The 23,840-nt window shown below is 46.3% G+C and carries 29 protein-coding genes and 1 tRNA gene; 21 read left to right on the top strand and 9 right to left on the bottom strand.

Going from position 1 to position 23,840, the window contains the following annotated elements; translation table 11 throughout:
- Positions 1 to 50: 50 nt before the first annotated feature.
- The 18 genes from hslV (at position 51) to AC1YY3_RS04310 (ending at position 15,928) form a co-directional block, all read left to right on the top strand.
- Positions 51 to 596: an ATP-dependent protease subunit HslV gene (gene hslV, locus AC1YY3_RS04395; protein WP_349025853.1), complete on the top strand. Its 546-nt coding sequence runs from the start codon at positions 51 to 53 to the stop codon at positions 594 to 596.
- 4 nt (positions 597 to 600) lie between these two features.
- On the top strand, positions 601 to 1,923 hold the full coding sequence (hslU, locus tag AC1YY3_RS04390) for an ATP-dependent protease ATPase subunit HslU (RefSeq protein ID WP_481823615.1): 1,323 nt from the start codon (positions 601 to 603) through the stop codon (positions 1,921 to 1,923).
- Between the two features lie 19 nt (positions 1,924 to 1,942).
- Positions 1,943 to 2,224: an antibiotic biosynthesis monooxygenase gene (locus AC1YY3_RS04385; RefSeq protein ID WP_481823614.1), complete on the top strand. Its 282-nt coding sequence runs from the start codon at positions 1,943 to 1,945 to the stop codon at positions 2,222 to 2,224.
- A 100-nt stretch (positions 2,225 to 2,324) separates the two neighbouring features.
- Positions 2,325 to 2,777 carry a GNAT family N-acetyltransferase gene (locus tag AC1YY3_RS04380; RefSeq protein WP_482194335.1) on the top strand — a complete coding sequence of 151 codons (453 nt, stop codon included), beginning with the start codon at positions 2,325 to 2,327 and terminating at the stop codon, positions 2,775 to 2,777.
- Positions 2,778 to 2,799: 22 nt separating this feature from the next.
- Complete coding sequence (locus AC1YY3_RS04375) at positions 2,800 to 3,198, top strand: gamma-butyrobetaine hydroxylase family protein (RefSeq protein ID WP_481823612.1); 399 nt, start codon at positions 2,800 to 2,802, stop codon at positions 3,196 to 3,198.
- On the top strand, positions 3,195 to 3,956 hold the full coding sequence (gene ubiE, locus AC1YY3_RS04370) for a bifunctional demethylmenaquinone methyltransferase/2-methoxy-6-polyprenyl-1,4-benzoquinol methylase UbiE (protein ID WP_481823611.1): 762 nt from the start codon (positions 3,195 to 3,197) through the stop codon (positions 3,954 to 3,956). Before AC1YY3_RS04375 ends, ubiE begins: the two co-directional genes overlap by 4 nt.
- A 79-nt stretch (positions 3,957 to 4,035) precedes the next feature.
- A complete protein-coding gene (locus AC1YY3_RS04365) occupies positions 4,036 to 4,809 on the top strand; it encodes a hypothetical protein (RefSeq protein WP_481823610.1) in 774 nt (257 codons plus the stop codon).
- Complete coding sequence (locus tag AC1YY3_RS04360; RefSeq protein ID WP_481823609.1) at positions 4,806 to 5,294, top strand: type II toxin-antitoxin system VapC family toxin; 489 nt, start codon at positions 4,806 to 4,808, stop codon at positions 5,292 to 5,294. The genes AC1YY3_RS04365 and AC1YY3_RS04360 overlap by 4 nt, the downstream gene beginning before the upstream one ends.
- Positions 5,295 to 5,311: 17 nt before the next feature.
- Positions 5,312 to 5,920: a ubiquinone biosynthesis accessory factor UbiJ gene (locus AC1YY3_RS04355; protein ID WP_481823608.1), complete on the top strand. Its 609-nt coding sequence runs from the start codon at positions 5,312 to 5,314 to the stop codon at positions 5,918 to 5,920.
- An 18-nt stretch (positions 5,921 to 5,938) separates the two neighbouring features.
- Positions 5,939 to 6,634 carry a DUF1294 domain-containing protein gene (locus AC1YY3_RS04350; RefSeq protein ID WP_481823607.1) on the top strand — a complete coding sequence of 232 codons (696 nt, stop codon included), beginning with the start codon at positions 5,939 to 5,941 and terminating at the stop codon, positions 6,632 to 6,634.
- Between the two features lie 48 nt (positions 6,635 to 6,682).
- A complete protein-coding gene (gene ubiB, locus AC1YY3_RS04345; protein WP_481823606.1) occupies positions 6,683 to 8,233 on the top strand; it encodes a ubiquinone biosynthesis regulatory protein kinase UbiB in 1,551 nt (516 codons plus the stop codon).
- 174 nt (positions 8,234 to 8,407) lie between these two features.
- The gene (locus tag AC1YY3_RS04340; RefSeq protein ID WP_481823605.1) at positions 8,408 to 8,974 is read left to right on the top strand and encodes a thioredoxin family protein; all 567 of its coding nucleotides are present in this window, start codon (positions 8,408 to 8,410) and stop codon (positions 8,972 to 8,974) included.
- A gap of 33 nt (positions 8,975 to 9,007) precedes the next feature.
- On the top strand, positions 9,008 to 10,180 hold the full coding sequence (locus tag AC1YY3_RS04335) for a phosphoglycerate kinase (protein WP_481823604.1): 1,173 nt from the start codon (positions 9,008 to 9,010) through the stop codon (positions 10,178 to 10,180).
- A 149-nt stretch (positions 10,181 to 10,329) separates the two neighbouring features.
- Positions 10,330 to 10,569: a DNA-directed RNA polymerase subunit omega gene (gene rpoZ / locus AC1YY3_RS04330; RefSeq protein ID WP_481823603.1), complete on the top strand. Its 240-nt coding sequence runs from the start codon at positions 10,330 to 10,332 to the stop codon at positions 10,567 to 10,569.
- 8 nt (positions 10,570 to 10,577) lie between these two features.
- A complete protein-coding gene (locus AC1YY3_RS04325; protein WP_481823602.1) occupies positions 10,578 to 12,746 on the top strand; it encodes a RelA/SpoT family protein in 2,169 nt (722 codons plus the stop codon).
- A gap of 69 nt (positions 12,747 to 12,815) precedes the next feature.
- Positions 12,816 to 13,217 carry a RidA family protein gene (locus AC1YY3_RS04320; RefSeq protein ID WP_481823601.1) on the top strand — a complete coding sequence of 134 codons (402 nt, stop codon included), beginning with the start codon at positions 12,816 to 12,818 and terminating at the stop codon, positions 13,215 to 13,217.
- 53 nt (positions 13,218 to 13,270) lie between these two features.
- Positions 13,271 to 15,361, top strand: a complete 2,091-nt coding sequence (gene recG / locus AC1YY3_RS04315; RefSeq protein ID WP_481823600.1) for an ATP-dependent DNA helicase RecG — start codon at positions 13,271 to 13,273, stop codon at positions 15,359 to 15,361.
- 6 nt (positions 15,362 to 15,367) lie between these two features.
- Entirely contained in the window at positions 15,368 to 15,928 is a 561-nt protein-coding gene (locus AC1YY3_RS04310) for a chorismate--pyruvate lyase family protein (RefSeq protein ID WP_481823599.1), read from the top strand.
- Between the two features lie 109 nt (positions 15,929 to 16,037).
- Here AC1YY3_RS04310 and ispF read toward each other — a convergent pair whose 3' ends face one another.
- The 5 genes from ispF to fur form a co-directional block, all read right to left on the bottom strand.
- Entirely contained in the window at positions 16,038 to 16,511 is a 474-nt protein-coding gene (gene ispF, locus AC1YY3_RS04305) for a 2-C-methyl-D-erythritol 2,4-cyclodiphosphate synthase (protein ID WP_481823598.1), read from the bottom strand.
- Entirely contained in the window at positions 16,508 to 17,200 is a 693-nt protein-coding gene (gene ispD, locus AC1YY3_RS04300) for a 2-C-methyl-D-erythritol 4-phosphate cytidylyltransferase (protein WP_481823597.1), read from the bottom strand. Before ispD ends, ispF begins: the two co-directional genes overlap by 4 nt.
- A gap of 143 nt (positions 17,201 to 17,343) precedes the next feature.
- Positions 17,344 to 18,021, bottom strand: coding sequence for a lipoprotein-releasing ABC transporter ATP-binding protein LolD (gene lolD / locus AC1YY3_RS04295; RefSeq protein ID WP_481823596.1), 678 nt, complete (start codon positions 18,019 to 18,021; stop codon positions 17,344 to 17,346).
- Complete coding sequence (locus AC1YY3_RS04290; RefSeq protein WP_481823595.1) at positions 18,014 to 19,261, bottom strand: lipoprotein-releasing ABC transporter permease subunit; 1,248 nt, start codon at positions 19,259 to 19,261, stop codon at positions 18,014 to 18,016. The genes lolD and AC1YY3_RS04290 overlap by 8 nt, the downstream gene beginning before the upstream one ends.
- Positions 19,262 to 19,284: 23 nt before the next feature.
- Entirely contained in the window at positions 19,285 to 19,701 is a 417-nt protein-coding gene (gene fur / locus AC1YY3_RS04285; protein ID WP_481823594.1) for a ferric iron uptake transcriptional regulator, read from the bottom strand.
- Between the two features lie 146 nt (positions 19,702 to 19,847).
- Here fur and AC1YY3_RS04280 point away from each other — a divergent pair, with 146 nt between their 5' ends.
- Entirely contained in the window at positions 19,848 to 20,369 is a 522-nt protein-coding gene (locus AC1YY3_RS04280) for an outer membrane protein assembly factor BamE (RefSeq protein WP_482194334.1), read from the top strand.
- A 25-nt stretch (positions 20,370 to 20,394) separates the two neighbouring features.
- Here AC1YY3_RS04280 and AC1YY3_RS04275 read toward each other — a convergent pair whose 3' ends face one another.
- From AC1YY3_RS04275 to AC1YY3_RS04265, 3 genes are all read right to left on the bottom strand, one after another.
- Positions 20,395 to 20,757, bottom strand: a complete 363-nt coding sequence (locus AC1YY3_RS04275) for an RnfH family protein (RefSeq protein ID WP_481823592.1) — start codon at positions 20,755 to 20,757, stop codon at positions 20,395 to 20,397.
- Between the two features lie 62 nt (positions 20,758 to 20,819).
- Entirely contained in the window at positions 20,820 to 21,251 is a 432-nt protein-coding gene (locus AC1YY3_RS04270; protein ID WP_481823591.1) for a type II toxin-antitoxin system RatA family toxin, read from the bottom strand.
- A 3-nt stretch (positions 21,252 to 21,254) separates the two neighbouring features.
- The gene (locus tag AC1YY3_RS04265) at positions 21,255 to 22,616 is read right to left on the bottom strand and encodes a sodium-dependent transporter (protein WP_481823590.1); all 1,362 of its coding nucleotides are present in this window, start codon (positions 22,614 to 22,616) and stop codon (positions 21,255 to 21,257) included.
- Between the two features lie 99 nt (positions 22,617 to 22,715).
- On the opposite strand from AC1YY3_RS04265, the gene smpB reads away from it, so the two are divergent.
- The gene (gene smpB, locus AC1YY3_RS04260) at positions 22,716 to 23,201 is read left to right on the top strand and encodes an SsrA-binding protein SmpB (RefSeq protein WP_481823589.1); all 486 of its coding nucleotides are present in this window, start codon (positions 22,716 to 22,718) and stop codon (positions 23,199 to 23,201) included.
- Between the two features lie 24 nt (positions 23,202 to 23,225).
- Complete coding sequence (locus tag AC1YY3_RS04255; protein ID WP_481823588.1) at positions 23,226 to 23,585, top strand: HopJ type III effector protein; 360 nt, start codon at positions 23,226 to 23,228, stop codon at positions 23,583 to 23,585.
- A gap of 119 nt (positions 23,586 to 23,704) precedes the next feature.
- Here the strand turns inward: AC1YY3_RS04255 and AC1YY3_RS04250 are convergent.
- Positions 23,705 to 23,780, bottom strand: a tRNA-Phe gene (locus AC1YY3_RS04250).
- Between the last annotated feature and the right edge of the window lie 60 nt (positions 23,781 to 23,840).

Raw genomic sequence — 23,840 nt, 5'->3', positions numbered from 1 at the left:
GGGAGACAAGGTAAAATTAAACCATCAAGCAAAATTAGCAGGAAAATAAAGTGTTTAGAGGAACAACCATACTCTCTGTTCGCCGTGGCGATAAGGTCGTCATCGGCGGTGACGGTCAAGTCACCATGGGTAATACCGTGATGAAAGGCAACGCGCGTAAGGTGCGCCGTCTTTACCATGACAAGGTCATCGCCGGATTTGCTGGCGCAACCGCCGATGCCTTTACCTTATTTGAACACTTTGAAGGCAAACTGGAAAAGCATAGGGGCAACCTGACCCGCGCCGCCGTAGAAATGGCTAAAGACTGGCGCACTGACCGTGCGTTACGCAAACTGGAAGCCCTGCTTACTATTGCCGATGCCAAAACCTCGCTCATTATTTCCGGAACCGGCGACGTTATCGAACCTGAGTTTGACTTGATGGCGATAGGCTCAGGTGGCTCGTTTGCCCAAGCCGCCGCACGGGCGTTATTGGAAAACACCGATCTTAGCGCACGCGAAATCGTCGAACGATCCTTAAGGATAGCCGCCGACATCTGCATTTACACCAACCATAATCTACGGATTGAAGAATTAGACACGGAACCCAACGAGTAAGCGCATGAACCCAATGACCCCTAAAGAAATAGTTAGCGAACTGGATAAACACATTGTTGGTCAGGCCGATGCCAAACGCTCTGTGGCTATCGCCCTCAGAAACCGCTGGCGCAGGCAACACGTTGACCCGTCCATGCGTGACGAAATCACGCCGAAAAATATCTTGTTGATAGGCCCAACGGGTGTAGGTAAAACTGAAATAGCCCGTCGTTTGGCGCGTTTGGCGAATGCTCCGTTCATTAAGATAGAAGCCACCAAGTTTACCGAAGTCGGCTATGTGGGCCGCGATGTCGAGTCGATAATCCGCGATCTTGCCGATACCGCAGTCAAAATGATGCGTATGTCGGAAATGGAAAAAGTCCAAACCCGCGCTTTTGATGCCGCCGAAGACCGAATCCTCGACATTCTGCTGCCCGAAGCGGATGGCGGCATGATGTCGGATACCGCACAGTCCACCCGCCAAAAGATGCGTAAAAAATTGCGTGAAGGCAATCTGGATGACAAGGAAATCGAGGTCGATGTCAACATGATGCCGATGGGCGTTGAGATTATGGCACCGCCGGGCATGGAAGAAATGACCAGCCAATTACAAGGCATGTTCCAGAACATGGGTTCTGGGCGCACCAAGCCCCGCAAGATGAAGATAGCGAAAGCCATGAAAGTCTTGCAGGAAGAAGAAGCCGCTAAACTGGTCAATGATGAAGACATTAAGGTTAAGGCCGTGGAAGCCGTCGAGCAAAACGGCATTGTCTTCCTGGACGAGATCGACAAAATCTGCAAGCGATCCGATCACGGCAGTGGCGGCGAAGTCTCGCGCGAAGGCGTACAGCGTGACTTATTGCCTATCGTAGAAGGCAGTATCGTCAGCACCAAATATGGTGTTATCAAGACCGACCACATCTTATTTATTGCTTCAGGCGCGTTTCACCTGACCAAGCCGTCTGACTTAATCCCGGAGCTGCAAGGCCGTTTCCCTATCCGCGTCGAACTCAGTGCCTTATCGGCAGACGATTTTGTCCGCATCCTGACCGAACCCAATGCCTCACTGACAGAACAATATGTCGCCTTGATGGCAACTGAGGGCGTTAACCTGAGCTTTTCCACAGATGGCATTAAGCGCATTGCCGAGATGGGCTGGCAGGTGAACGAAAAAACCGAAAACATCGGCGCACGGCGCTTGCATACCATTTTGGAACGCTTGCTAGAAGATATTTCCTACAATGCGCCAGACCTGATGGATAAATCCATCGTCATAGATGCGGCTTATGTAGACAATCATCTGGCGGAGTTTGTGGAAGATGAGGATTTGAGCCGCTATATCTTATAGTCGCCGTTATATTTTGTTTATGGAACACGTACTCATCATCCATGAAGTTGAAGACTATAAAGCCTGGAAAGCCGTATTTGATAACGCTGAGGCTATCAGAAAAAACGCAGGTGAATTGAGCTATCAGGTTTTAAAATACGACAATAACGCCAAAAAGATCGTCCATTTTTCTAAATGGACATCTATTGCTGATGCCAAAGCATTTTTTGAATCGGATAAGTTAGTTGAAATCAGGAAACAAGCCGGTGTGAAAGCACCTGAATTTGTGTATTTGGAGTTGTTGGAAGAGGGTATGTTGTAAACACTATCCCCAACCGAACAAATTTTAGCCTAGTTGAGGATAAAGTAGCCCAACGCTTCGAAGTTATAATTGTTGGGGATAAGCATACTCACCCGTGTTCATGTTTTCTAAAGCGATCACCCTAGCAATGGCAACGGAAATCAAACTCATCCAATCCGATAATCTGATCTCAATCATCCCCATCATCCAACAACTTAACCCTTCTCTCTCCGAGACCACGCTTAAAACTCGGCTTGAGGAAATGGTTGTCCAAGGCTATCAATGCGCTGGATTGTATCTTGCCGACCGTCTAATTGGCATTTGCGGGTTTTGGATGATGACCAAATTCTACGTCGGCAAACATATCGAGCCGGATAATGTCTTTATCTTGCCTAAATACCGCCGCCTAGGTTTTGGCAAACAGTTATTGGAATGGGTGCAAGAATACGGCAAATCACAAGGCTGTATCGCCAGCGAACTCAACTGTTATGTCAGCAATGAAACGGGCAATACCTTTTGGGAGCAGGAAGGCTTTGAGAAAATCGGTTATCATTACCAGAAACCGCTTGAATAGCCTTGAAAACTAAAGCCAAAAAATGCGCTTAAAAATTGAGCCCTGCAACACCTTGCCCACCGACATCAAGCTGCATCAAGTTTCCGGCATCCTTGAAATCCACTTTGATAATGGTGAAGCCTTCAACTTGCCCTGCGAATACCTGCGGGTTTATACGCCGTCGGCAGAAGCACTAGGTCATGGGGCTGGGCAGGAAATCCTCCAGGTCGATAAAGAAAATGTTACGATTAACGAAATCAAGCCCATCGGCAATTACGCCGTCGCATTTGTTTTTAGCGATGAGCATAACACAGGCATTTACAGTTGGGATCTGCTTTATAAGCTGGGATCGGAATATCCAACTCTTTGGGCAGATTATCTGCACAGGCTTGAACTGGCAGGACATCAACGCAAACCTACAGACAACACGGTATCGCCATGATAGAAAACAGCAGGACAGAAAACACCACCCATTTCGGCTTTAAACGCGTCGCAGCCGAAGAAAAAGCCAGTATGGTGCGCGGCGTATTTGATTCGGTTGCGGAACATTACGACATCATGAATGATCTGATGTCGATGGGCGTACACCGCATCTGGAAACGGATTGCCGTGCAATTGAGCAACGTCCGCAAAGGCGAGCAAGTGCTTGACCTAGCTGGCGGCACGGGCGACCTCACCACCTTATTTGAAAAACGGGTTGGTGAAGAAGGCAATGTTGTCCTGGCCGACATTAACGCCCAAATGTTACGCACGGGCCGTAACCGCTTGATCGACCGTGGCCTGATCGGCAATGTGCAATACACCCAAGTGAATGCCGAATGTCTGCCGTTTGCCGATGACTCCTTCGATTGCGTGTGCATTGCGTTTGGCTTGCGCAACGTAACCGACAAGGATGCGGCTTTGAACTCCATGTACCGGGTTTTAAAACCTGGCGGTCGTGCCATTGTGCTGGAATTCTCCCACCCTATCGACCCGATTACCGAGAAAGTTTACGATTTTTACTCGTTTAATCTATTGCCAAAAATTGGCAAATGGGTCGCAAAAGATGAAGAAAGTTACCGCTATCTGGCCGAATCCATCCGTATGCACCCCAAACAGGATGAACTGAAAACCATGATGCAAACGGCAGGCTTTGAGCGGTGTGAATACTTTAATATGACGCAGGGGATTGTGGCGGTGCATCGAGGATATAAACTCTAAATTTTACAAGTGCATATCAAAGAACGCCCGTCATGTAATATCATGAGAGATAAATGGTTAAATTGAGGTTTAATAAGTCATGAACACCATCAACCAGTTACGTTTCGCTGTCAGTGACCGCATTAATGATGTGGAAGTCAGTCTGTCGCACGTTTCTTTAGGGCTGTTGGGCGAATTCCAAAAGGATGTGGCCGATTTTTTAAAAGGAACTAGCCGTGAAGTTGATCTAGGTAAGATTTCGGTGTCTTTAGAAGACGGTTCGCTTGCATTGGTGGCAAGTGGCTTGCTCGCAGCAAGTACACTTTGGACTGATGTCGAGCATTTGAAATCAGCAGATACCCTAAATTTGATTGACTCAAAACGGGCTAGCGTGGTGGAACGCTGGCAAACAACCGCCTTAAAAAACTCCAATAGGCGATATTTGGTTGCAGACCCATCAGGTCAAGTTTCGTTTTTGGTGGATTCAACAAGCAATTACCGCAAACAGGAAGATGCTTGGACGCATGTAGAAAAATATCTGTATGGCACCGTGGTTGACCTTGGCGGTAGTTCTAAAGCCAATGTTCACCTTAAATTGGAAAGCGGTGGAGTATTGACCATTGCTTCCACTCAGGATTTGTTGGCACAAGAAGAACAGAACCGCTTATATCGACCTGCCTTACTGCATGTCACAGCAGAAGAGAATCTATTGACCGGAGAGTTGCAAAATTTGAGCCTGCTAGCGTTTGAGGCGCATAAGCCCATTTTTGACGAAGATGAATTTAACCGCATGGTAGAACGAGGAAGTAAGGCATGGATGGATGTTCCTGATGCAACAGCTTGGTTGGAAACACTGCGAGGTGTACAAGCATGACAGTATCTGTTTTATTGGACACTAGCTTTCTGATTTCCTTGGTTGACCGTAATAGACCAAATCATGAAGTTGCGGCGCGTTACTACAAGCTGTCACTTGAACAGCAGCACCCCCTATATTTCTCAGCCATCGTAGCGGCAGAGTTTGCTATAAAGCAACCGATTACAGATTTACCTCTCAAAAATTTTCGAGCTATCCCATTCAACATACCGCATTCAATAGAAGCTGCGCGGTTATGGAATTTGTTGGGCAAGCATGATAGCAGCGATAATCGAGCGGTTGTTCGTGATGACGTAAAGCTCATGGCACAAGCTTCTCATGAGGCCATCCCATTCATTCTTACCGAAGATGCCGCTACTCTTTACAAATATTGCGAACGTCTGCGGGTTTCTGGTGGCTCGAATATTAGGGCAATAAAATTGGTTGACAGTTTTAACCCCAGCGCATTCCGTTTGGATGGTCAAAAAGACGTACCATTCGAATAGTAAGTATTCTTCATTACATGCTCATAAAACCCCTCCTAATCGCCACCCTAGAAACCGCTCTCAATCGGTACCTGGCACTGGATAACAACAAAGAAGATTTGCTTATCCCATTAAAAGGCAAAATCATCGCACTGACTATTCAGCCCTTTAATGAAACTCTTTATCTTTGCCCAGCCAGCGATTCCATCCAGATAATCGACCAAATTACTGGCCAGCCTGATACAACCATCAGTGGTTCGGTATGGGCATTAGGGTTGATGGGCATAAGTGCCAACCCGATGCGTTCGGTGTTTTCTGGCGAGATTAAAATCGAGGGCGACGTCCAGACCGGAAAGCAATTTCAGGCGGTGTTCAAAAAATTGGATATTGACCTTGAAGGCTTGCTTGCCCAATACGCAGGGGACGACTTGGCAAGCCGTATCAGCCAATTCTTTCGCTCTGGACAAGAGTGGGGCAAAGAAACCATCGAGACATTCAAACTCAACACCGCCGAATTTCTGCAAGAAGAAACCCGCGATTTACCCGCCAAACCGGAAGTCGATATTTTTTATCAACAAGTTGACGAGCTACGAAACGCTTCTGACCGCGTGGAAAGTAGGATTGAACGGTTGGAAAAACTTCTATAAGTTTACCGAAAATCGTTTATGCAATTATACGAAGGCATTATTAAATCGTGGAAAATAGATAAAGGTTTTGGTTTTATCCAACCTAATGGCGGAGGAAAAGATATATTTATTCACATTCGTGATTTAAAGCATTCAAATTATCAACCCCAAACAGGAGATAATGTTTGCTTTAAGGTTGTTGCTGATAAGGATGGCAAAATAAGAGCTTACGATGCTTTTATAAAAGGGCAAGAAATAACCCGTCAGCAAATTAGAACAAAGAGCTTTGATAAAAATCAGCCTAAAACTCATGTAAAACGGGAAGATCGGTTAGGAATGAAGGCGATATTGCTAATAGCGGCTCTTCCATTTGTAGCTTCTACTCTTCTTATTCAACAAAAACAAATCTTTTATCCATTTTTTGTTTATCTTCTCATGAGTTTACTAACATTCTTTGTTTACGCTGTCGATAAAACTAAGGCACATAAGAATGAATGGCGAACTCCAGAACAAACGATGCATCTATTTGAATTACTGGGTGGCTGGCCTGGCGCTTTAATCACTCAGCGCGTTATTCGGCATAAAAATAAAAAAACATCTTTTCAAGTAATTTTTTGGCTCATTGTCATTATCCATATATTGGTTTGGCTTGATGTATTGTTTTTTAATAGTAACGGCATCGCGGCTATTCTAGCTGTTTTATGCAAGTCTAATAATATCTGTAGATACTATTAATATTGACTAATGCTTTTCATCAGCACCAACTAACAATAAAGGTCAACCGTGTTCTATCCGAGAATCATATTTCGCCTCATCCACATCAACTGGGTGCTGGTTTCCCACGGCCTGGATGAAATCGTTTTTAAAACGCATTTGTTCCGCCCAGTACGCTATTTTGCGGTGCTTTCCCCTGGTTATTGGCTTAAGCCCAAAACCGAACCTCGCGCGGTAAGGATCAGGCGGGCTTTGGAAGATCTTGGTCCTATCTATGTAAAATTCGGTCAAGCCTTATCGACACGGAAGGACTTGCTGCCAGAAGATATTGCCGACGAACTGGTCAAGCTACAGGATAGGGTTCCCCCGTTCGCAGCCGAAACCGCCCGTAAAATCATTGAATCTGAGCTGGGCATGAGTATTTCCCAGGCATTTGCCAAGTTTGAGTCCGAACCGATGGCATCGGCTTCGGTCGCGCAAGTCCATGCTGCTGAATTACATAACGGTAAACAAGTTATCGTCAAAGTATTACGCCCAGATATAGAAGAAGGCATACAATCCGACATTGGTTTACTGTACGAATTGGCACGGATTGCAGAAAAGTTTTGGGCAGATGCAAGGCGGTTGCGGCCTATGGAAGTGGTTGCGGAATTTGAACGCAGTACGTTAGATGAACTTGACCTACTCCGTGAAGCTGCCAACGCGGCTAAACTCCGCCGTAATTTTGAGAATTCAGACATTCTTTATGTGCCTGAAATATATTGGGATTTTTCCCGTCGCAAGATTATGGTCATGGAGCGGATTCATGGCATCCCCATCGGCGAAATCGAGCGATTGAGGAAAGAAGGCGCGGATTTCAAATTATTGGCAGAACGCGGCGTGGAGATATTCTTTACCCAGGTGTTCAGGGACAATTTTTTCCATGCCGACATGCACCCAGGCAATATTTTTGTCGAGTTGCCAGCCAAATATATCGCAGTCGATTTCGGCATTGTCGGTTCTTTGTCACTGACTGACCAGCATTATCTGGCGGAAAACTTCCTGGCATTCTTCAACCGAGATTACCGGAAAGTCGCGCAAATGCACGTCGAATCCGGCTGGGTTGGCAGTTCCACCCGGATTGAGGAATTTGAATCCGCAATCCGTAGCGTCTGTGAGCCGATTTTTGAAAAGCCGCTGAAAGACATCAGCTTCGGGCAATTGTTGCTGCGGCTGTTCCAAACCGCCCGTCGTTTTGACATGCACGTACAACCGCAACTGGTTTTGCTGCAAAAGACTTTGCTCAATATCGAAGGTTTAGGGCGGCAGCTTTATCCTGATTTGGATTTGTGGCAAACCGCCAAGCCCTTCTTGGAAAAATGGTTTAAGGAACGGATGAGTCCGAAAGCTAAAATCACCAAGTTATTCAAACAATTTCCCGAAGTCGCCGAACACTTCCCAGAAATCCCCACCTTGCTGTTTAAAACCTTGGATAATGCCGCCAATGCCCAGAAACGGGCAGAAAACCAGCAACGTGAATTGGTGCTACTCCGCCAACAAATGGAAATGCAGCACCGTAATACCTTATGGTCTATTTACATTGGTGCTATTTTGATTAGTTTGGCGATTTTAATGCGCTAGGAAAGTTAGATCTAGTTGTCAATCCGTTAAAATATTAGTCGGCATCTTGTTGGAATTCCTTATTTACCCGCAAACCACAATACCGCTATTACTATAAAATAGCCTTATTTTGTAGTACATTAGCAGCATTAGAACGCAACAAAACCAATCATTATTAATCAATGAGGAACGATCATGGTATCTCTTAACCCCCCTGTCTGCGATTTTGGCGTGCAAGCACCGGATTTCAACCTACTTGGTGTTGACGGCAAAACCTGGACTTTACAGGATTGTATGGGTAGGAACGGCTTGTTGGTCATGTTTATCTGCAACCATTGCCCTTATGTAAAAGCCGTGCATGGACGTATCCTCCGTGATGCCCTTGAATTAAAGGGCTATGGCATTGAATCGGTTGCGATAATGTCCAATGACACAGTCAACTATCCTGAAGATTCTTATGAAAATATGAAACTTATCTCGGCGGAATACAATTACCCGTTTCCTTATTTAATAGATGAAACCCAGGAAGTCGCTAAAGCTTATGGCGCAGTTTGCACCCCCGATTTCTTTGGATATAACGCAGATTTTGAATTGCAATACCGTGGTCGTCTGGATGCCAGCCGCAAAGATACCGCACCCGATGGCACGCGGCGTGACCTGTTTGAAGCCATGAAACTGGTTGCTCATTCCGGTCATGGCCCACAAGATCAAATCGCAAGTCTCGGCTGCTCAATCAAATGGAAAGAAGACGCAAACCAATAACACTTTAACAACACAAAAACGAGAGTAAGAAATATGTCGATAAAAAGAATGGTTGACCTGGATTTGTCCGGCAAGCGGGTATTGATCCGTCAAGACCTGAACGTGCCTGTCAAAAACGGTAAAGTGACTAGCGATATTCGCATCCAGGCCAGCGTGCCAACCATTGAAAAAGCCTTGGCAGCGGGTGCTGCTGTGATGGTGATGTCCCATTTAGGTCGTCCGGTTGAAGGACAGTTTGATGAAGAATCTTCATTGAAACCCGTCGCTGAACGTCTGTCCAGCTTGCTGGGCAAACCTGTTCGTCTCGAACGCGACTGGCTGGACGGCATTACTGTCAATCCAGGTGAAGTCGTGTTGTGCGAAAACGTACGCTTTAATGTTGGCGAAGAAAAAAACAGCGATGAGTTAGGCAAAAAAATGGCCGCTTTATGTGATGTGTTTGTTATGGATGCTTTCGGAACTGCACACCGAGCACAAGCATCCACGCACAGCGTCGCCAAATTTGCCCCTATTGCATGTGCTGGCCCTTTGCTTGGCAACGAACTCGATGCTTTAGGTAAGGCGCTGGAAACTCCAACCAAACCGCTGGTTGCAATTGTCGGAGGCTCTAAGGTCAGCACTAAATTGACAGTGCTTAAATCCTTGTCAGAAAAGGTCGATCAGCTCATTGTCGGCGGCGGAATTGCCAACACTTTTATCGCAGCAATGGGTTTTCCAGTCGGAAAGTCGCTTTACGAACCCGACTTGATTGAAGAAGCCAAGCGTTTGATAGCCGCTGCAAAAAGTGCTGGTTCTGATATCCCCATCCCTACCGATGTCGTCTGTGCAAAAGAATTTTCGGAAAATGCGGTGGCTACTGTTAAACAAGTTGCCGACGTTGAAGCCGATGATTTGATACTCGACATCGGCCCCGATACTGCCAAGCAGTATGCTGACATCCTGAAATCTGCCGGAACGATAGTCTGGAACGGCCCAGTCGGCGTATTTGAAATCGACCAATTCGGCAACGGCACTAAAACCTTATCGATGGCGATTGCTGAAAGCCCTGCATTTTCAATTGCAGGCGGCGGTGATACCCTTGCCGCTATCGACAAATATGACATTGAGGATAAGGTGTCTTATACCTCGACCGGTGGCGGGGCATTTCTCGAATTCCTGGAAGGCAAGGAGTTGCCGGCGGTTGCCATATTAGAATCGAGAAGTTAGCAGTATAATCAATAAAATACGGTTTTTATTTAAAGCTACTCCTAACAAACCGTTGTTTTTTAGTTGATTTAATGATAAACGTGTTAGATTAGAACCAACTGACCATAGCTATGGTCTTAGCATCATTACCCAAAATATAAGGAAACAAAATGGCAAGAGTCACTATCGAAGATTGTTTAGAACATGTAGAAAACCGTTTTAAATTGGTTTTACTGGCAGGCACAAGGGCGCGCCAGTTAAGTCATGGTGCAACCGAATTTTTGCCGCGCAACAAGGATAAAGACACCGTGCTTGCCTTACGCGAAATTGCAGAAGGTCATGTTACTGAAGCAAACATCAATCTACTGCACCGTACTGGTGAAGTAATCGATAAGCCCCCTATGTTCTAAATGTAACCATGCTAGAAGTCGCTGACACTATCGAACTTGAACGCCCCCAGGACAAACTGGTACGGCGCTTGTGTTCGACATTGTCCGACTATCTGGACAAAGCCCAGATTGACGATTGTGTTCGCGCCTACGAATTTGGTGCAAAAGCCCACTCCGGTCAATTTCGCAAAAGCGGCGAAGCTTATATCTGCCATCCGGTCGCAGTTGCTATCAGCCTTGCTGAAATGCGGATGGATGCAAACGGCATTATGGCGGCTATCTTGCATGATGTCATCGAAGACACAGGGGTAAGTAAAAAAGAAATAGCAAAAATCTTTAACCCTGAAGTTGCTGAATTGGTCGATGCCGTCACCAAGCTGACTAAGATCGACAGCAAATCCCACGCCGAAACGCAGGCCGAAAATGTCCGCAAAATGTTCCTGGCAATGGGCAAAGATTTGCGCGTTATCATGGTCAAGCTTGCTGACCGGCTGCATAACATGCAAACCCTAGGGGCGATGCCAGCCGAAACCAAACGTCGTATCGCCAAGGAAACCCTGGATATTTACGCCCCGATTGCCAATCGGCTGGGTATGAACAACATCCGACATAAACTGGAAGCATTGAGCTTTCAGGCGATGTATCCACGGCGCTATAACATCCTAGAAAATGCCCTAAAAAAAGCCCGTGGTAACCGTCGTAAAGTTATTGATGTTATCGAAAGCACGTTAAAAAGCCGCATTTCACAAGACAGTTTAAGCTGTGACGTATCGGGTCGAGAAAAAAATCTCTACAGCATTTATCAAAAAATGCTGCACAAAAAAGTTTCCCTTACCGATGTTTTTGATGTCTATGCGTTCCGTATTTTCTGTAATACCGTCGATGATTGCTACCGCATTCTAGGTATCGTTCATAACCTGTATAAACCGATACCAGGTAAATTCAAGGATTATATTGCCCTACCCAAAGCCAATGGTTATCAGTCTTTACACACCATCTTGATCGGACCTTATGGCTTTCCTATCGAAATTCAGATTAGGACGCACGAAATGCACCGCATGGCGGAATCCGGTATTGCAGCGCACTGGCTGTACAAATCTGATGATGACAAAAATGATAAGTTTCAAGACCGTGCTAACGAATGGCTGCGCGATTTACTGGAACTCCAGCAAACGGCTGGCGATTCTCTGGAGTTCATCGACAACTTAAAGATCGACCTGTTCCCGCAGGAAGTTTTCGTGTTTACGCCCAAAGGCGAGATTATCAAAATGCCTAGAGGCGCAAGCATTATTGATTTTGCTTACGCTGTGCATACGGATATTGGTAATGCTTGTGTTTCTGCCAGAGTTGATCGAAAACTGGTGCCATTGCAAACCAAACTCGAAAATGGGGTGACGGTGGAAGTTATTACCGCAATTTGGGCACGGCCAAATCCGCTGTGGCTTAATTATGTCACCACCGCCAAGGCGCGGTCTGGCATTCGTAATTATCTGAAAAATTTCAAACAACAAGAAGCCATCAGCTTAGGTCGTAACCTATTAGATAAAGAGTTGCAAGCCATGAACGTGCAGCTTGAAAATATCGACAAGTCTCGAATTAACGCTTTACTCAAAATTAGCGACAAACAGACCTTGAATGAATTGCTAGAAGATATTGGCTTAGGCAATAAAATGCCATTCTTGATTGCCAAACGACTGACCCAGTCTGATGTAAACGCGGCGGTACGCCTGGAAGATAACGATCAAATCCAGAGATCACCCTTGGTTATCAAAGGTACGGAAGGTATGGTAATAACCTTGGCAAAATGTTGCCGTCCTATTCCTGGCGATTCCATTATTGGTTTTTTTAATCCTGGCAAAGGCATCGTCGTGCATCATCACGAATGCCGCAATAGCAATGAAGTAAGGAAAAAACAAACCAGTTGGTTAGATGTGGAATGGAGTCAAGATGCAACAGGCGAATTTCCGGCTGAACTTCGGCTTGAAGTCCTAAATCAGCGCGGATCGCTGGCAACTGTGGCATCCACAATCTCAGAACATGATTCCAATATTGAAAATGTCACCGTAATCGAGCAAGATTCCCGCCTTTCCGTCGATTTAATCACCGTCAGCGTAAAAGATCGTGTTCATCTTGCTAAAATCATGCGGAAGCTGAAAGAACTGCCGATTGTGATAAAAATTACACGGGTAAAAGCGTAACCTAAATCCTTCTATGCTTACGTGTCTGCTACTTAATCGACATACCCGCCACCCTAGTGCCACGCTAACATGACTAAAACCATCATCAATACCGAACTAGCTCCCCAAGCCATAGGTACGTATTCTCAAGCAATTAAAGTTAATGATACGGTTTATTTATCAGGGCAAATTCCTTTAGTACCTGAAACAATGGTGTTGATTGAAGGTGATATTTCCGCGCAAATTACCCAAGTTTTCAACAACTTGAATTCCGTTGCAGAAGCCGCCGGTGGCAATCTATCCGATATTGTAAAACTGAATGTTTTTTTGGTGGATTTAGCGCATTTCCCCATCGTCAATGAGATCATGGGGGGCTTTTTTCAAGCACCTTACCCGGCGCGTGCCGCCGTTGGCGTTGCTGCTTTACCCAAAGCTGCACAGGTGGAAATGGATGCTATCATGGTACTCAATCAGCAAGATTTTTCAAACTGATAAAATATAACGTCCGTTCAAACATTATTCTTGCAAGAATCTGGTAGCCGATCATGAATGTGCCGGACACTCTTAGGCAATCCGTTACAACCTTGACGGGAATAGGCAGCCGAACTGCGGCTAACCTGGAAAAACTTGGAATAACAATTATCCAAGACCTGTTGTTTCACCTGCCCATCCGTTACGAAGACCGGACCCGCACTTACCCAATAGCTAAACTTTCGGCTGGAATGTCTGCACTCATCAGCGGTAAGGTTGAATTTATAGATGTGCTACCACGAGGCCGCAAAAACCTAATCTGCCGGATTAACGATGGCACGGGCTTTATCGACCTACGGTTTTTCCATTTTACCGCCCAGCAACACAATACGCTCAAGCCGGGAGCAGCGATTAGTTGCTTTGGGGAAGTCAGGTTTGGCTATGCTGGATTGGAAATGGTTCATCCTGAATACACGGTCATTTCATCACCTAACAAGGCAATCACTGAATCCCATTTAACCCCTGTATACCCATTAACAGAAGGGCTTAACCAGAATGTTGTCAGAAAAGCAGTCAAGCAAGCACTAGCCATTTGCGATGATAAAGCCCAAGCGTTAAGGGACTGGCTTCCCGATGTCGTCCTTAAGCAGCACCATTACCCGTCATTAGCGGGAGCGATTAAGACCTTACATGCGCCAGATGCAACAATAACCACCGAAGCCCTGCAAAACGGCAGCGTCCCCGCACTTAAACGGTTGGCATTTGAAGAGCTGTTAGCTCATCATCTAAGCCTCAAACTCTCAAAACATAAGGCAAAAGCCTGGCAAGCGCCTCTTTTTGCTACCGACTCCGTTGCCACAAAACCATTCATTGACGCATTGCCTTTCAAATTGACCGAAGCCCAACTTAGGGTAATGGTAGAAATTACAGCAGATTGCACACAGCCCCATCCTATGATGCGCTTGGTGCAAGGCGATGTTGGTTCCGGTAAAACCATAGTCGCCGCTTATGCAGCCTTGCTGGCTTTGGCTGCTGATTATCAGGTCGCCGTCATGGCCCCAACAGAATTACTGGCAGAGCAGCATTACCGCAATTTCAGTGCATGGTTTAACGATTTCAGTACCCAAATCGTTCTGCTCACTGGGCAAGTAAAAGGCAATCCACGCAAAGAAATTTTACTGACGTTGGAAAATGGCTCGGCAGGCATCATCATCGGCACCCATGCCTTATTTCAGGACGAGGTATTTTTCCATCGCTTAGGCTTAATCATCATCGACGAACAGCACCGTTTCGGTGTGCATCAACGACTGGCATTAAGGGCTAAAGGTCAGCAAGGTAGTATCAGACCGCATCAATTGGTGATGACTGCCACGCCTATCCCGCGTACCTTAGCGATGTTGCAGTATTCCGATCTGGACATTTCTATCATTGATGAACTACCCCCCGGCAGGAAGCCAGTCACCACCAGCGTGATTCCGGGAGAACGACGCAACGAGGTCATTAGCCGGATCAATAACTGGATAGACAGCAAAAAGCAGGCCTATTGGGTGTGTACGCTGATCGAAGAATCGGAAATGCTCCAATGCGAAGCCGCCGAAAAAACGGCACAAAAATTAACGGCGGCCTTGCCTGACGTACGTATCGCACTCTTACATGGACGGCTGAAAGCATCAGAAAAAGAATCTATCATGCTGGCTTTCAAAAACCATGAAATTGACCTGTTAGTCGCCACCACCGTCATAGAAGTGGGCGTTGATGTGCCTAACGCCAGCTTGATGATAATCGAAAATCCCGAACGACTAGGCTTGTCACAACTGCACCAATTACGGGGACGAGTAGGGCGAGGCAATGACGACAGTTTTTGCCTGCTAATGTACCAATCGCCCTTGTCCGATAATGCCCGTCAGCGATTAGGTATCCTGCGGGACAGCAACGACGGCTTCTTGATCGCCGAAAAGGATTTGCAGTTACGTGGCCCAGGTGAGGTCATGGGTACCCGCCAGACTGGACAAGTGAATTTTAGGGTTGCCGATTTGGTCAGGGATGCCGATTTGCTGGATAATATCCCGACCATCGCCGATTCTCTTTTTGTTGATATGCCCGAAGCCATAGTGCCATTAATTGACCGCTGGTTAGGCCACAATCCCGATTATTCCGAGGTTTAAACCCCATTGACCACCAAAAGTATTTTGTTCGACCATGAACCCGATTGGCATGAACACAGACGAGGCAGCCATCACACCCTGCCCGAATCCGTCCAGTCCTGGACTTACGAAGCCGGTTCGTTGACCCAGCGACTACGCGACTATTATGGCAACACTATCACCGTGAACATCCTTTTCCACCAGTGGCGCACACCGTTCTTGAGTGAGCGCAGGCAACTCCATTTGCCGTTATCCCGATACTGCTTGATCCGCGAAGTTGCGTTACAGTTAAAAGGTAAACCATTGCTGCTGGCAAGAACCATTATTCCTGAAGAAACCATCAAGGTCGCCCACCGCAACCTCGCGCATTTAGGTACTCGTCCATTAGGTGAAGTGATTTTTTCGTATCCTGATTTGGAAAGGGTAACGATGGATTTAACTTCAATAAGCCCAACTGATTGGACGGCACAAACACAAAAAAAAGCACACATCAACCAAAATATCTGGGGACGACGAACCGTCTACGCCATCCAAAAGCGACCTATGTTAGTGAGTGAATTTTTTCTGCCGGAAATATTGGCACATTAGCTAATGCGGAATCCATTAGTCGTACATACCAAGTGAAGAAAGATAAAAACGGCATCCGACTAATGTATCAGTCAGATATATAAGCGGTGGTGAATATCGCGCTGACGTGTTATTTTTCGATTATCACAATGGCATGTACGGCAATGCCTTCTTTGCGGCCTTCAAAACCCAGTTTTTCGGTGGTGGTGGCTTTTACGTTGACCTGGTTGATTTCGACTTGCAAATCAGCCGCAATATTCCCGCACATGTCGGCGATATATGGTGCCATTTTGGGGGCTTGGGCGACTATCGTAATGTCCGCGTTACCTAGGCTGTAGCCTTGTTCTTGGACGATGCTATAGACATGCCGCAATAACACACGGCTATCCGCACCCTTGAATTCAGGATCGGTATCAGGAAAATGTTTACCAATATCACCCAATGCCGCCGCACCCAGCAACGCATCGCAAAGCGCGTGCAGCACCACATCACCGTCTGAATGCGCTTCCAAGCCTTGTTCGTAAGGTATTGTTACGCCGCCTAAAATGATATGCTCGCCATCGTTAAAGCGGTGTACATCGTAACCTTGACCTACTCGTATCACTGTTGCTCCATATAAAATTGCGCTAATGCTAAGTCTTCAGGTCGGGTGATTTTGATATTGTCTGGACGACCTTCGACGATTTTCGGGGTAAATCCCATTAACTCCAATGCGCTGGCTTCGTCGGTGACTCTAAGGTTGCCAGCGGTATCTTCCAGTGCAGATTTTAACATCCCGTAACGGAACATTTGTGGCGTTAACGCCTTCCATATTGTGCGTCTATCTAAGGTATCAAGAATGTTCCCATCCTGAACGCTTTTTAAAGTATCGTGCGAAGATAGCGCCAAAATACCGCCAACATCATCATTAATCAGCGTATCAATCAATAACCGAATGTCGCTGGCAGTCAGGCAAGGCCGCGCGGCATCATGTACCAGCACCCAATCGTCATCGTTAGCTTGATCGCGTATCGACTTTAAACCCGACAACACCGAATCCGCCCTCTCCTTTCCGCCCGGTGCAGTGATGATAAGCTCATGATTAGCAATGCCAAGTTCAGGCCAGTAAGGGTCTTCGACCGAAATGGCAACCGCAATTTTGGAAAAAACATCCGCTTGCAGTAAACGACCTAAGGTCTGCTCAATGACCATAAACCCAGCCAATTCCAGGTATTGTTTCGGTCTGTCGGCGTTCATTCGTTTGCCTACGCCAGCGGCGGGTACGACTGCCCAGAATTTTATAGTTTGGTTCATTATGATATTTTTTAAGGCACTGTTAAACAAGTCCTTCGGCAAGGCGCTCCTGAGCGAAGCCGAAGGACTCAGGACGAGAGGTATCGGGTTGATTCCGTTAGTCCTGAGCCTGTCGAAGGACTTTTAATAATTCCTACACAAAATCAAACAATCACCCCATCTTCCATGTGCAATACCCTGCCCATTTTTCCTGCCAGTTCGTGATCGTGGGTGACGATGAGGAAGCTGACATTCAGCTCCTGATTCAATTCCAACATCAACTGAAAGACATCTTCGGCGGTTTTGCTGTCTAGGTTTCCGGTCGGCTCGTCGGCCAAAACCACGCTCGGTTTATTGATTAACGCCCGGGCGACTGCTGCCCGCTGCCGCTCACCACCGGATATTTCGCCGGGTTTGTGTTCAACTCGATGACCTAGACCAACCCGTTGCAAAAGTTTTGTCGCATGATGCCGAGCTTCTTCAACCGAGTGACCGCCAATCAATAAAGGCATAGCGACATTTTCCAGCACGGTGAACTCGCCTAATAGATGGTGGAATTGGTAGATAAAACCCAGGGAACGGTTTCTTAAGCTGGCTAATTGTTTACCGCTGACATCATTCAAGTCGATACCATCCAGTAATACTTTACCGCCTGTAGGCTTCTCAAGTCCGCCCAATAAATGCAATAAGGTGCTTTTACCAGAACCTGATGCGCCCATGATGGCGACACATTCGCCCTTATTGATGTTGAAATTAACGCCTTTCAATACCTCGACATCCAGACCGCCCTGGGCATAGCGCATAGTCAGGTTTTCGCACTGCAAAATACTGGCGTTATTCATAGCGCAACACTTCCGCAGGGTTGATTTTTGAGGCTTGCCACGCGGGGTAAATGGTCGCAAGCAAAGATAATACAAAAGCAACTCCAGCTATCATGTAAACATCAGACCAGATCAGTTTTGAAGGTAAGTCACTGATGTAATAGACATCTGCGGGTAAAAAGCGGGTTTTAAATAATTTCTCCAAGTCGCTGACGATATGCCCAGCATTGAGTGCGAGCAAAATCCCGCCTATCGCTCCTAAGATTGTGCCAACCACACCGATTATCGTACCTAACACCATAAATATGCCCATCACCGAGCCTGATGTCAGCCCCTGTGTCTTAAGGATGGCAATGTCGCCGCGCTTATCGGTGACCACCATCACCAACGTGGAGACGATATTGAAGGCTGCAACAGCGACGATTAGCAGCAAAATGATGAACATGACCATTTTTTCGGTCTTGATAGCCTTGAAGAAATTTTCGTGCGCCATTGTCCAGTCGCTGACCAGATACTCGTCAGACAACTGCGAACTCAGCGTTTGGGTTATTTTGGGGGCGTTGAACACGTCATCCAGCTTTATCCGCAAGCCGGAAACCGCCGACTCCAGCCTGAATAGCTTGGCTGCATCGTCGATATGGATGAGTGCCATGTTGCGATCATACTCGTACATGCCAACCTTGAAAATACCCACAACGGTAAACCGACGCATCCTGGGAACGATACCCGCTGGGGTGGAATTGACCTGTGGACTGATGATAGTGATCTTGTCACCCATGAAAGTGCCGAGGTATTTAGCCAATTCTGCACCTAAAATAATGCCGTATTCACCTGGCACTAGAGCAGCCAGCTTGCCCTCAACCATGCGATTACCCACCTCCGACACCTTGGGTTCGTTTTCTGGCATTACGCCATTGAGCATGGTGCCGCTCACGCGGCGGTCAGCATTTATCATGACCTGACCGCTAATGAACGGTGCTGAACCCTGAATGTGCGGCTGATTTTTGATGCGATTTTCAGCTTCCGGCCAGTTTTCTAACTGTCCGTATTTGCCCGTCAAGGTCGCGTGGGATGTCATACCAAGAATACGTTCCCGCAATTCCGCTTCAAAGCCGTTCATCACCGACAGTACGGTAATCAGTGCTGTCACACCCAGCGCGATGCCCATGACGGAGGTTAAAGTAATGAAGGAAATGAATTGGGTGCGGCGTTTTGCCCTCGTGTAGCGCAGGCCAATGTAAAAAATTAGGGGTTTAAACATGAAGAACTTAAGTTAATGAAAGATCAGGATTTTTTGCAGTTGGGGCAATAGCCGTATAAATATAAACCGTGCGCGGTTAACTCGTAGTCTAAGCGGTGAGCAATCTTCTTTTGTTGGGTTTCGATGATTTCATCCGTAAATTCATCAACTTTACCGCATTTGATGCACATGATGTGGTCGTGATGATCGCCGTCTGACAGTTCAAACACAGAATTACCGCCCTCGAAATGATGCCGAGTAACCAACCCCGCCGCTTCAAACTGAGTTAACACGCGATACACAGTTGCCAAGCCGATTTCTTCATCTTCACTGAGCAGGATTTTGTACACTTGTTCTGCGGTAAGATGGCGGTCGGTAGCCTGATTTTCCAGGATTTGCAGGATTTTAACCCTAGGCAAAGTCACTTTCAGACCCGCGTTCCGTAGATCATGAGTTTCCACAGTTATCTCCTTTAAGCAACGGTTAAACAATCGGGGTGGGGTTTGGCACATTGTAGCCTGTTTTTGGCAGTTGGCGCATGACTGTATTTAGGATAATTGGTTGACATCCTGTATGATTCTGACTTTTGATTCTATCCCGTTAGACTATGAGAAGCGTTTTTTTCTGTATTACCCTGGTGAGTAGCTTGTTGCTCGCCTCCTGTTCGTACATACTCAACAACTTGCCGGGCGTGTATACCATACCCATCCAACAAGGCAATATCGTTGACCAAGCGATGATCGACCAACTTCGTCCTAACATGACAGAACGGCAAGTCTTGTACATTTTGGGATCGCCCATGTTGGTGAATACTTTTCACCAAAAAAGCTGGGATTACCTGTATTCCAACCAGCCCAGCGGCGAAGACCGCCAGCAAAAAAAGGTTTCCGTGCTGTTTAATGCGGATGGCTTAGTTTCTGGGATTCAAGGCGACTTCAAACCCAATTCAACGCCCGTCGTCAAGCCGTCCGAGGAAACCACGGTCGATGTCCCTAAACGGGATATTGAACTGACCATGTGGCAAAAGATTAAAGGCTTATTCGGCTTTGATAATATTGATGATGCACCAAAGAAAGACCCTGATGCGAAACCTGCGGATAGTGGATCGCAGATTAAGACACCGTTGTGAACGTAGCTACAAGGTTTAATGCGACTCAGTTCTTTAGCGCCCGTTGCCGCCTTGCTTCTTTGGGATCGTGAATTAAAGGTCGATAGATTTCAACCCTATCGCCTTGTTTCACAAACTGATCTGGCTTGCATGAACCCCCAAAAACGCCAATTTTCAATTCTGAATTGCTTATTTCAGGAAAACGCATCAGCAAACCCGATAGTTCTACCGCTTGTTCTATCGTCGTGCCTAGCAATACGTTAATCGTAACAATAACCTGCTCTTCCGGTGTGGCATAAGCAACTTCGATTTCAATCAAGGTCTCGTCGTTGTCACCCATCTCGAAAGAATCTCTGAATAAGTCCTTCGACAAGCTCAGGACGAACGGCAATGGGTTGATTCCGTTCATGGTGAGCCGTGAGCTTGTCGAACGGTCGAACTATGCGCGGAATCAACTTGTTCAGCACTTCTCTAACCATAAACTTCCTTAGCGCGACTGGTAAAAGAAGCCACCATCGTATTGCAAATCTGGTTGAACACCGCGCCAAAGGCAAGGTTTGCCAATACGCTGGACATTTCAAATTCCAAATCCAGGGAGATTTTGCTGGCATCTTCGCGCAGCGGTATAAAATTCCACACGCCGTCGAGACGGGAAAAAGGCCCATCTAATAAAGACACGGTAATTTTTCCACCCATATCAATAGTGTTCCGTGTGGAAAAAGACTTTTTAAAGCCACCTTTGGAAATCATCAATTCCGCTTCGACGACATCGTCTTCGCGCTTGATAATACGACTGCCTGAACACCAAGGCAAAAACTGCGGATACGCTTCAATATCATTAACTAAATCAAACATTTGTTGTGCAGAATATTTTACCAATGCACTTTTTTGGACAAGCGTCATGCCTTAAAGCACCCCGACTACATTCAAAAATACTAAAAACACGGCAGCAGGGGCAATATACCTAACCAAGAAGTGCCAGACTTGATAGCTTAAGTCGTCAGGACAATCCAATTCCTGTTTGCTGTGTTCCTGCTTCATGATCCAGCCTGCAAACACGGCAATGCAGAATCCGCCAATAGGCAACATCAAATTGGCGGTTAAATAATCAATCAATTCAAATAGATTGCGTTCAAACAGCTTAACGTTAGCCCAAACATTGAATGAAAAAATAGTGGCAAAACCCAATACCCATGCCACTAAACCCGCCCACAAACAGGCTTTTTCACGCGTAAAGCCCTTATTCTCAATCAACCAAGCCACCGCCGGTTCAATCAAAGCAATGGAGGAAGATAAGGCCGCAAACACCAAAGCGACAAAAAACAACACCCCAACCAGCCAACCGCCAAACATGTTGCCAAACGCAATCGGCAAAGTCTCAAACACCAAGCCTGGGCCGGAATTGGGATGCAAGCCATTGCTGAACACAATAGGAAAGATGATGATGCCTGCTAGCAAAGCGATAATCGTATCTGCTCCGGCAATTATCATTGATGCTTTGGTTATGGATACCTCTTTGGGCAGATACGCGCCGTAAACCATGATGGAACCCATGCCCAAGCTCAAGCTGAAAAACGCCTGACCCATTGCGACGAGGATGGAATCGGCGGTCAACTTGCTGAAATCAGGTCTGAACAGGAAGTTAAGCCCTTTAAAATAACCCTCTGTGGTCATCGCATAACCGACCATCAAAATCATCAAGGCAAACAACCACGGCAATAAAAATCTGACTGATTTCTCAAAACCTTTCTCAATCCCCCTCGCCACAATCAACATGGTTGCCAACATGAACAGGCTGTGCCAGAAGATTAATTGCATAGGGCTGGCGACAAAATTGTCGAATATTGCCTTGATTTCACTGGGATTAGCACCGGAAAAACTGCCAAAAAAGGCTTTGACCACGTAAGCTGAAGCCCAGCCCGCGATCACACTGTAATAAGACAGAATTAAAAATCCGGCAGCTACGCCTAACCAACCAAGATAATGCCAGTTTTTATCAGCACCCGCCTCTTTGGTCAGAATCTCCATCGTGTGTATCGGATTTTCCTTGCTACGCCGACCTAACAGAGTTTCTGCCATCATCAGGGGAATGCCAATCAACAGCACACACAGCAAATACACCAGCACGAATGCCCCGCCACCATTCTCACCGGTAATATAAGGAAACTTCCAAATATTGCCTAAACCAACCGCCGAACCCGTCGCCGCCAGAATAAACGCAAACCGCGAAGACCATTCTCCGTGTTGTGATTTTTTTTCGTCTGCCATGTGTTTGAAGCCCTTAATAAATAGCCATTATCGTTAGTATATCGAGTAAAATGGCAAGATTATACTGTATACACCGGAAAATAATTTCGCTATCCCATTATGGCCGATAAAAAGCCCAACAAGAAAAAACCGCCACAGAATGCAACCATTGCCGTCAACCGTCAGGCAACGCATGAATACCATATCGAAGAACGCTTTGAAGCAGGGCTAGTTTTGGAAGGTTGGGAGGTCAAAAGCCTGCGAGATGGCAAAATCCAGCTTAAAGAAAGCTATGTGGTTATAAAACGAGGTGAAACCTGGTTATCCCGCGCCCATATTTCGCCATTATTGTCGGCATCAACCCATGTTAATCCCGATGCTATCCGCAACAAGAAACTACTGCTCAATCGCCATGAAATTAATAAGTTGATTGGTGCTGTCGAGCGCAAAGGCTATACCATCATTCCGCTGTCTATGTATTGGAAAAATGGTCGCGCTAAAATCGAAATCGGCTTGGCAAAAGGCAAACAGCTACACGACAAACGCGCCGCCTCCAAAGACCGCGACTGGCAACGCGAGAAAGGTCGCATCATGAAGCACGGCTAAATCAACAAAACCAAATAGTTGCTTATGACATTAAAAAAATTTATTGAAAAAGCCTTACACGGCGAACTTATCAGTTTTCATGAAACCATTATTGTTATCACCGAAAACTACCACTACCAACCCACTGAATTCAGTAATGGATTAAATGACGACCTGGTGGTTAACCCTGCTGGCACGAATGAAGGTTCTTGTAAAATCTTTGCCTTTGCAAAACTCCACCATCTTAATCAGCAACAAACCCTAAACCTGTTTGGTGATTATTACCGCACAGATGTATTGCCTAACCCCAGCGGCACAGACCACCAAAACATCAGAACTTTTATGCGCTATGGTTGGGAAGGTATTCGTTTTAATGGCGAGGCTTTGACAATAAAAGTGCAATAAATTTGGATTTAGCAGTTTGCACATTAGCTGCCTACTTACTAATAGACATTATTAGAACAATAAAAAACCCGCTATGTCTTGCAACATGCGGGTTTGATGTATTTCGTTGAATCATACAATGGTGCCCAGGGGCGGAATCGAACCGTCGACACAAGGATTTTCAATCCTTTGCTCTACCGACTGAGCTACCTGGGCGGCTGTACAAAAGAGCGCCATTAGACGCGATTATGCCGTTGTAGTCAACAGGAAATTGAT

The sequence above is a fragment of the Methyloglobulus sp. genome (assembly GCF_964779595.1).
Note: the sequence above shows the minus strand (reverse complement) of the source record. Positions and strands in the feature narration are given on the sequence as shown.

Coding starts and splice junctions, on each gene's coding strand:
- hslU (WP_481823615.1), top strand. CDS start 601: ATGAACCCAATGACCCCTAAAGAAATAGTTAGCGAACTGGATAAACAC.
- AC1YY3_RS04385 (WP_481823614.1), top strand. CDS start 1,943: ATGGAACACGTACTCATCATCCATGAAGTTGAAGACTATAAAGCCTGG.
- AC1YY3_RS04380 (WP_482194335.1), top strand. CDS start 2,325: ATGTTTTCTAAAGCGATCACCCTAGCAATGGCAACGGAAATCAAACTC.
- AC1YY3_RS04375 (WP_481823612.1), top strand. CDS start 2,800: ATGCGCTTAAAAATTGAGCCCTGCAACACCTTGCCCACCGACATCAAG.
- ubiE (WP_481823611.1), top strand. CDS start 3,195: ATGATAGAAAACAGCAGGACAGAAAACACCACCCATTTCGGCTTTAAA.
- AC1YY3_RS04365 (WP_481823610.1), top strand. CDS start 4,036: ATGAACACCATCAACCAGTTACGTTTCGCTGTCAGTGACCGCATTAAT.
- AC1YY3_RS04360 (WP_481823609.1), top strand. CDS start 4,806: ATGACAGTATCTGTTTTATTGGACACTAGCTTTCTGATTTCCTTGGTT.
- AC1YY3_RS04355 (WP_481823608.1), top strand. CDS start 5,312: ATGCTCATAAAACCCCTCCTAATCGCCACCCTAGAAACCGCTCTCAAT.
- AC1YY3_RS04350 (WP_481823607.1), top strand. CDS start 5,939: ATGCAATTATACGAAGGCATTATTAAATCGTGGAAAATAGATAAAGGT.
- AC1YY3_RS04340 (WP_481823605.1), top strand. CDS start 8,408: ATGGTATCTCTTAACCCCCCTGTCTGCGATTTTGGCGTGCAAGCACCG.
- AC1YY3_RS04335 (WP_481823604.1), top strand. CDS start 9,008: ATGTCGATAAAAAGAATGGTTGACCTGGATTTGTCCGGCAAGCGGGTA.
- rpoZ (WP_481823603.1), top strand. CDS start 10,330: ATGGCAAGAGTCACTATCGAAGATTGTTTAGAACATGTAGAAAACCGT.
- AC1YY3_RS04325 (WP_481823602.1), top strand. CDS start 10,578: ATGCTAGAAGTCGCTGACACTATCGAACTTGAACGCCCCCAGGACAAA.
- AC1YY3_RS04320 (WP_481823601.1), top strand. CDS start 12,816: ATGACTAAAACCATCATCAATACCGAACTAGCTCCCCAAGCCATAGGT.
- recG (WP_481823600.1), top strand. CDS start 13,271: ATGAATGTGCCGGACACTCTTAGGCAATCCGTTACAACCTTGACGGGA.
- ispD (WP_481823597.1), bottom strand. CDS start 17,200: ATGAACCAAACTATAAAATTCTGGGCAGTCGTACCCGCCGCTGGCGTA.
- lolD (WP_481823596.1), bottom strand. CDS start 18,021: ATGAATAACGCCAGTATTTTGCAGTGCGAAAACCTGACTATGCGCTAT.
- AC1YY3_RS04290 (WP_481823595.1), bottom strand. CDS start 19,261: ATGTTTAAACCCCTAATTTTTTACATTGGCCTGCGCTACACGAGGGCA.
- AC1YY3_RS04280 (WP_482194334.1), top strand. CDS start 19,848: ATGAGAAGCGTTTTTTTCTGTATTACCCTGGTGAGTAGCTTGTTGCTC.
- AC1YY3_RS04275 (WP_481823592.1), bottom strand. CDS start 20,757: ATGAACGGAATCAACCCATTGCCGTTCGTCCTGAGCTTGTCGAAGGAC.
- AC1YY3_RS04270 (WP_481823591.1), bottom strand. CDS start 21,251: ATGACGCTTGTCCAAAAAAGTGCATTGGTAAAATATTCTGCACAACAA.
- AC1YY3_RS04265 (WP_481823590.1), bottom strand. CDS start 22,616: ATGGCAGACGAAAAAAAATCACAACACGGAGAATGGTCTTCGCGGTTT.
- smpB (WP_481823589.1), top strand. CDS start 22,716: ATGGCCGATAAAAAGCCCAACAAGAAAAAACCGCCACAGAATGCAACC.
- AC1YY3_RS04255 (WP_481823588.1), top strand. CDS start 23,226: ATGACATTAAAAAAATTTATTGAAAAAGCCTTACACGGCGAACTTATC.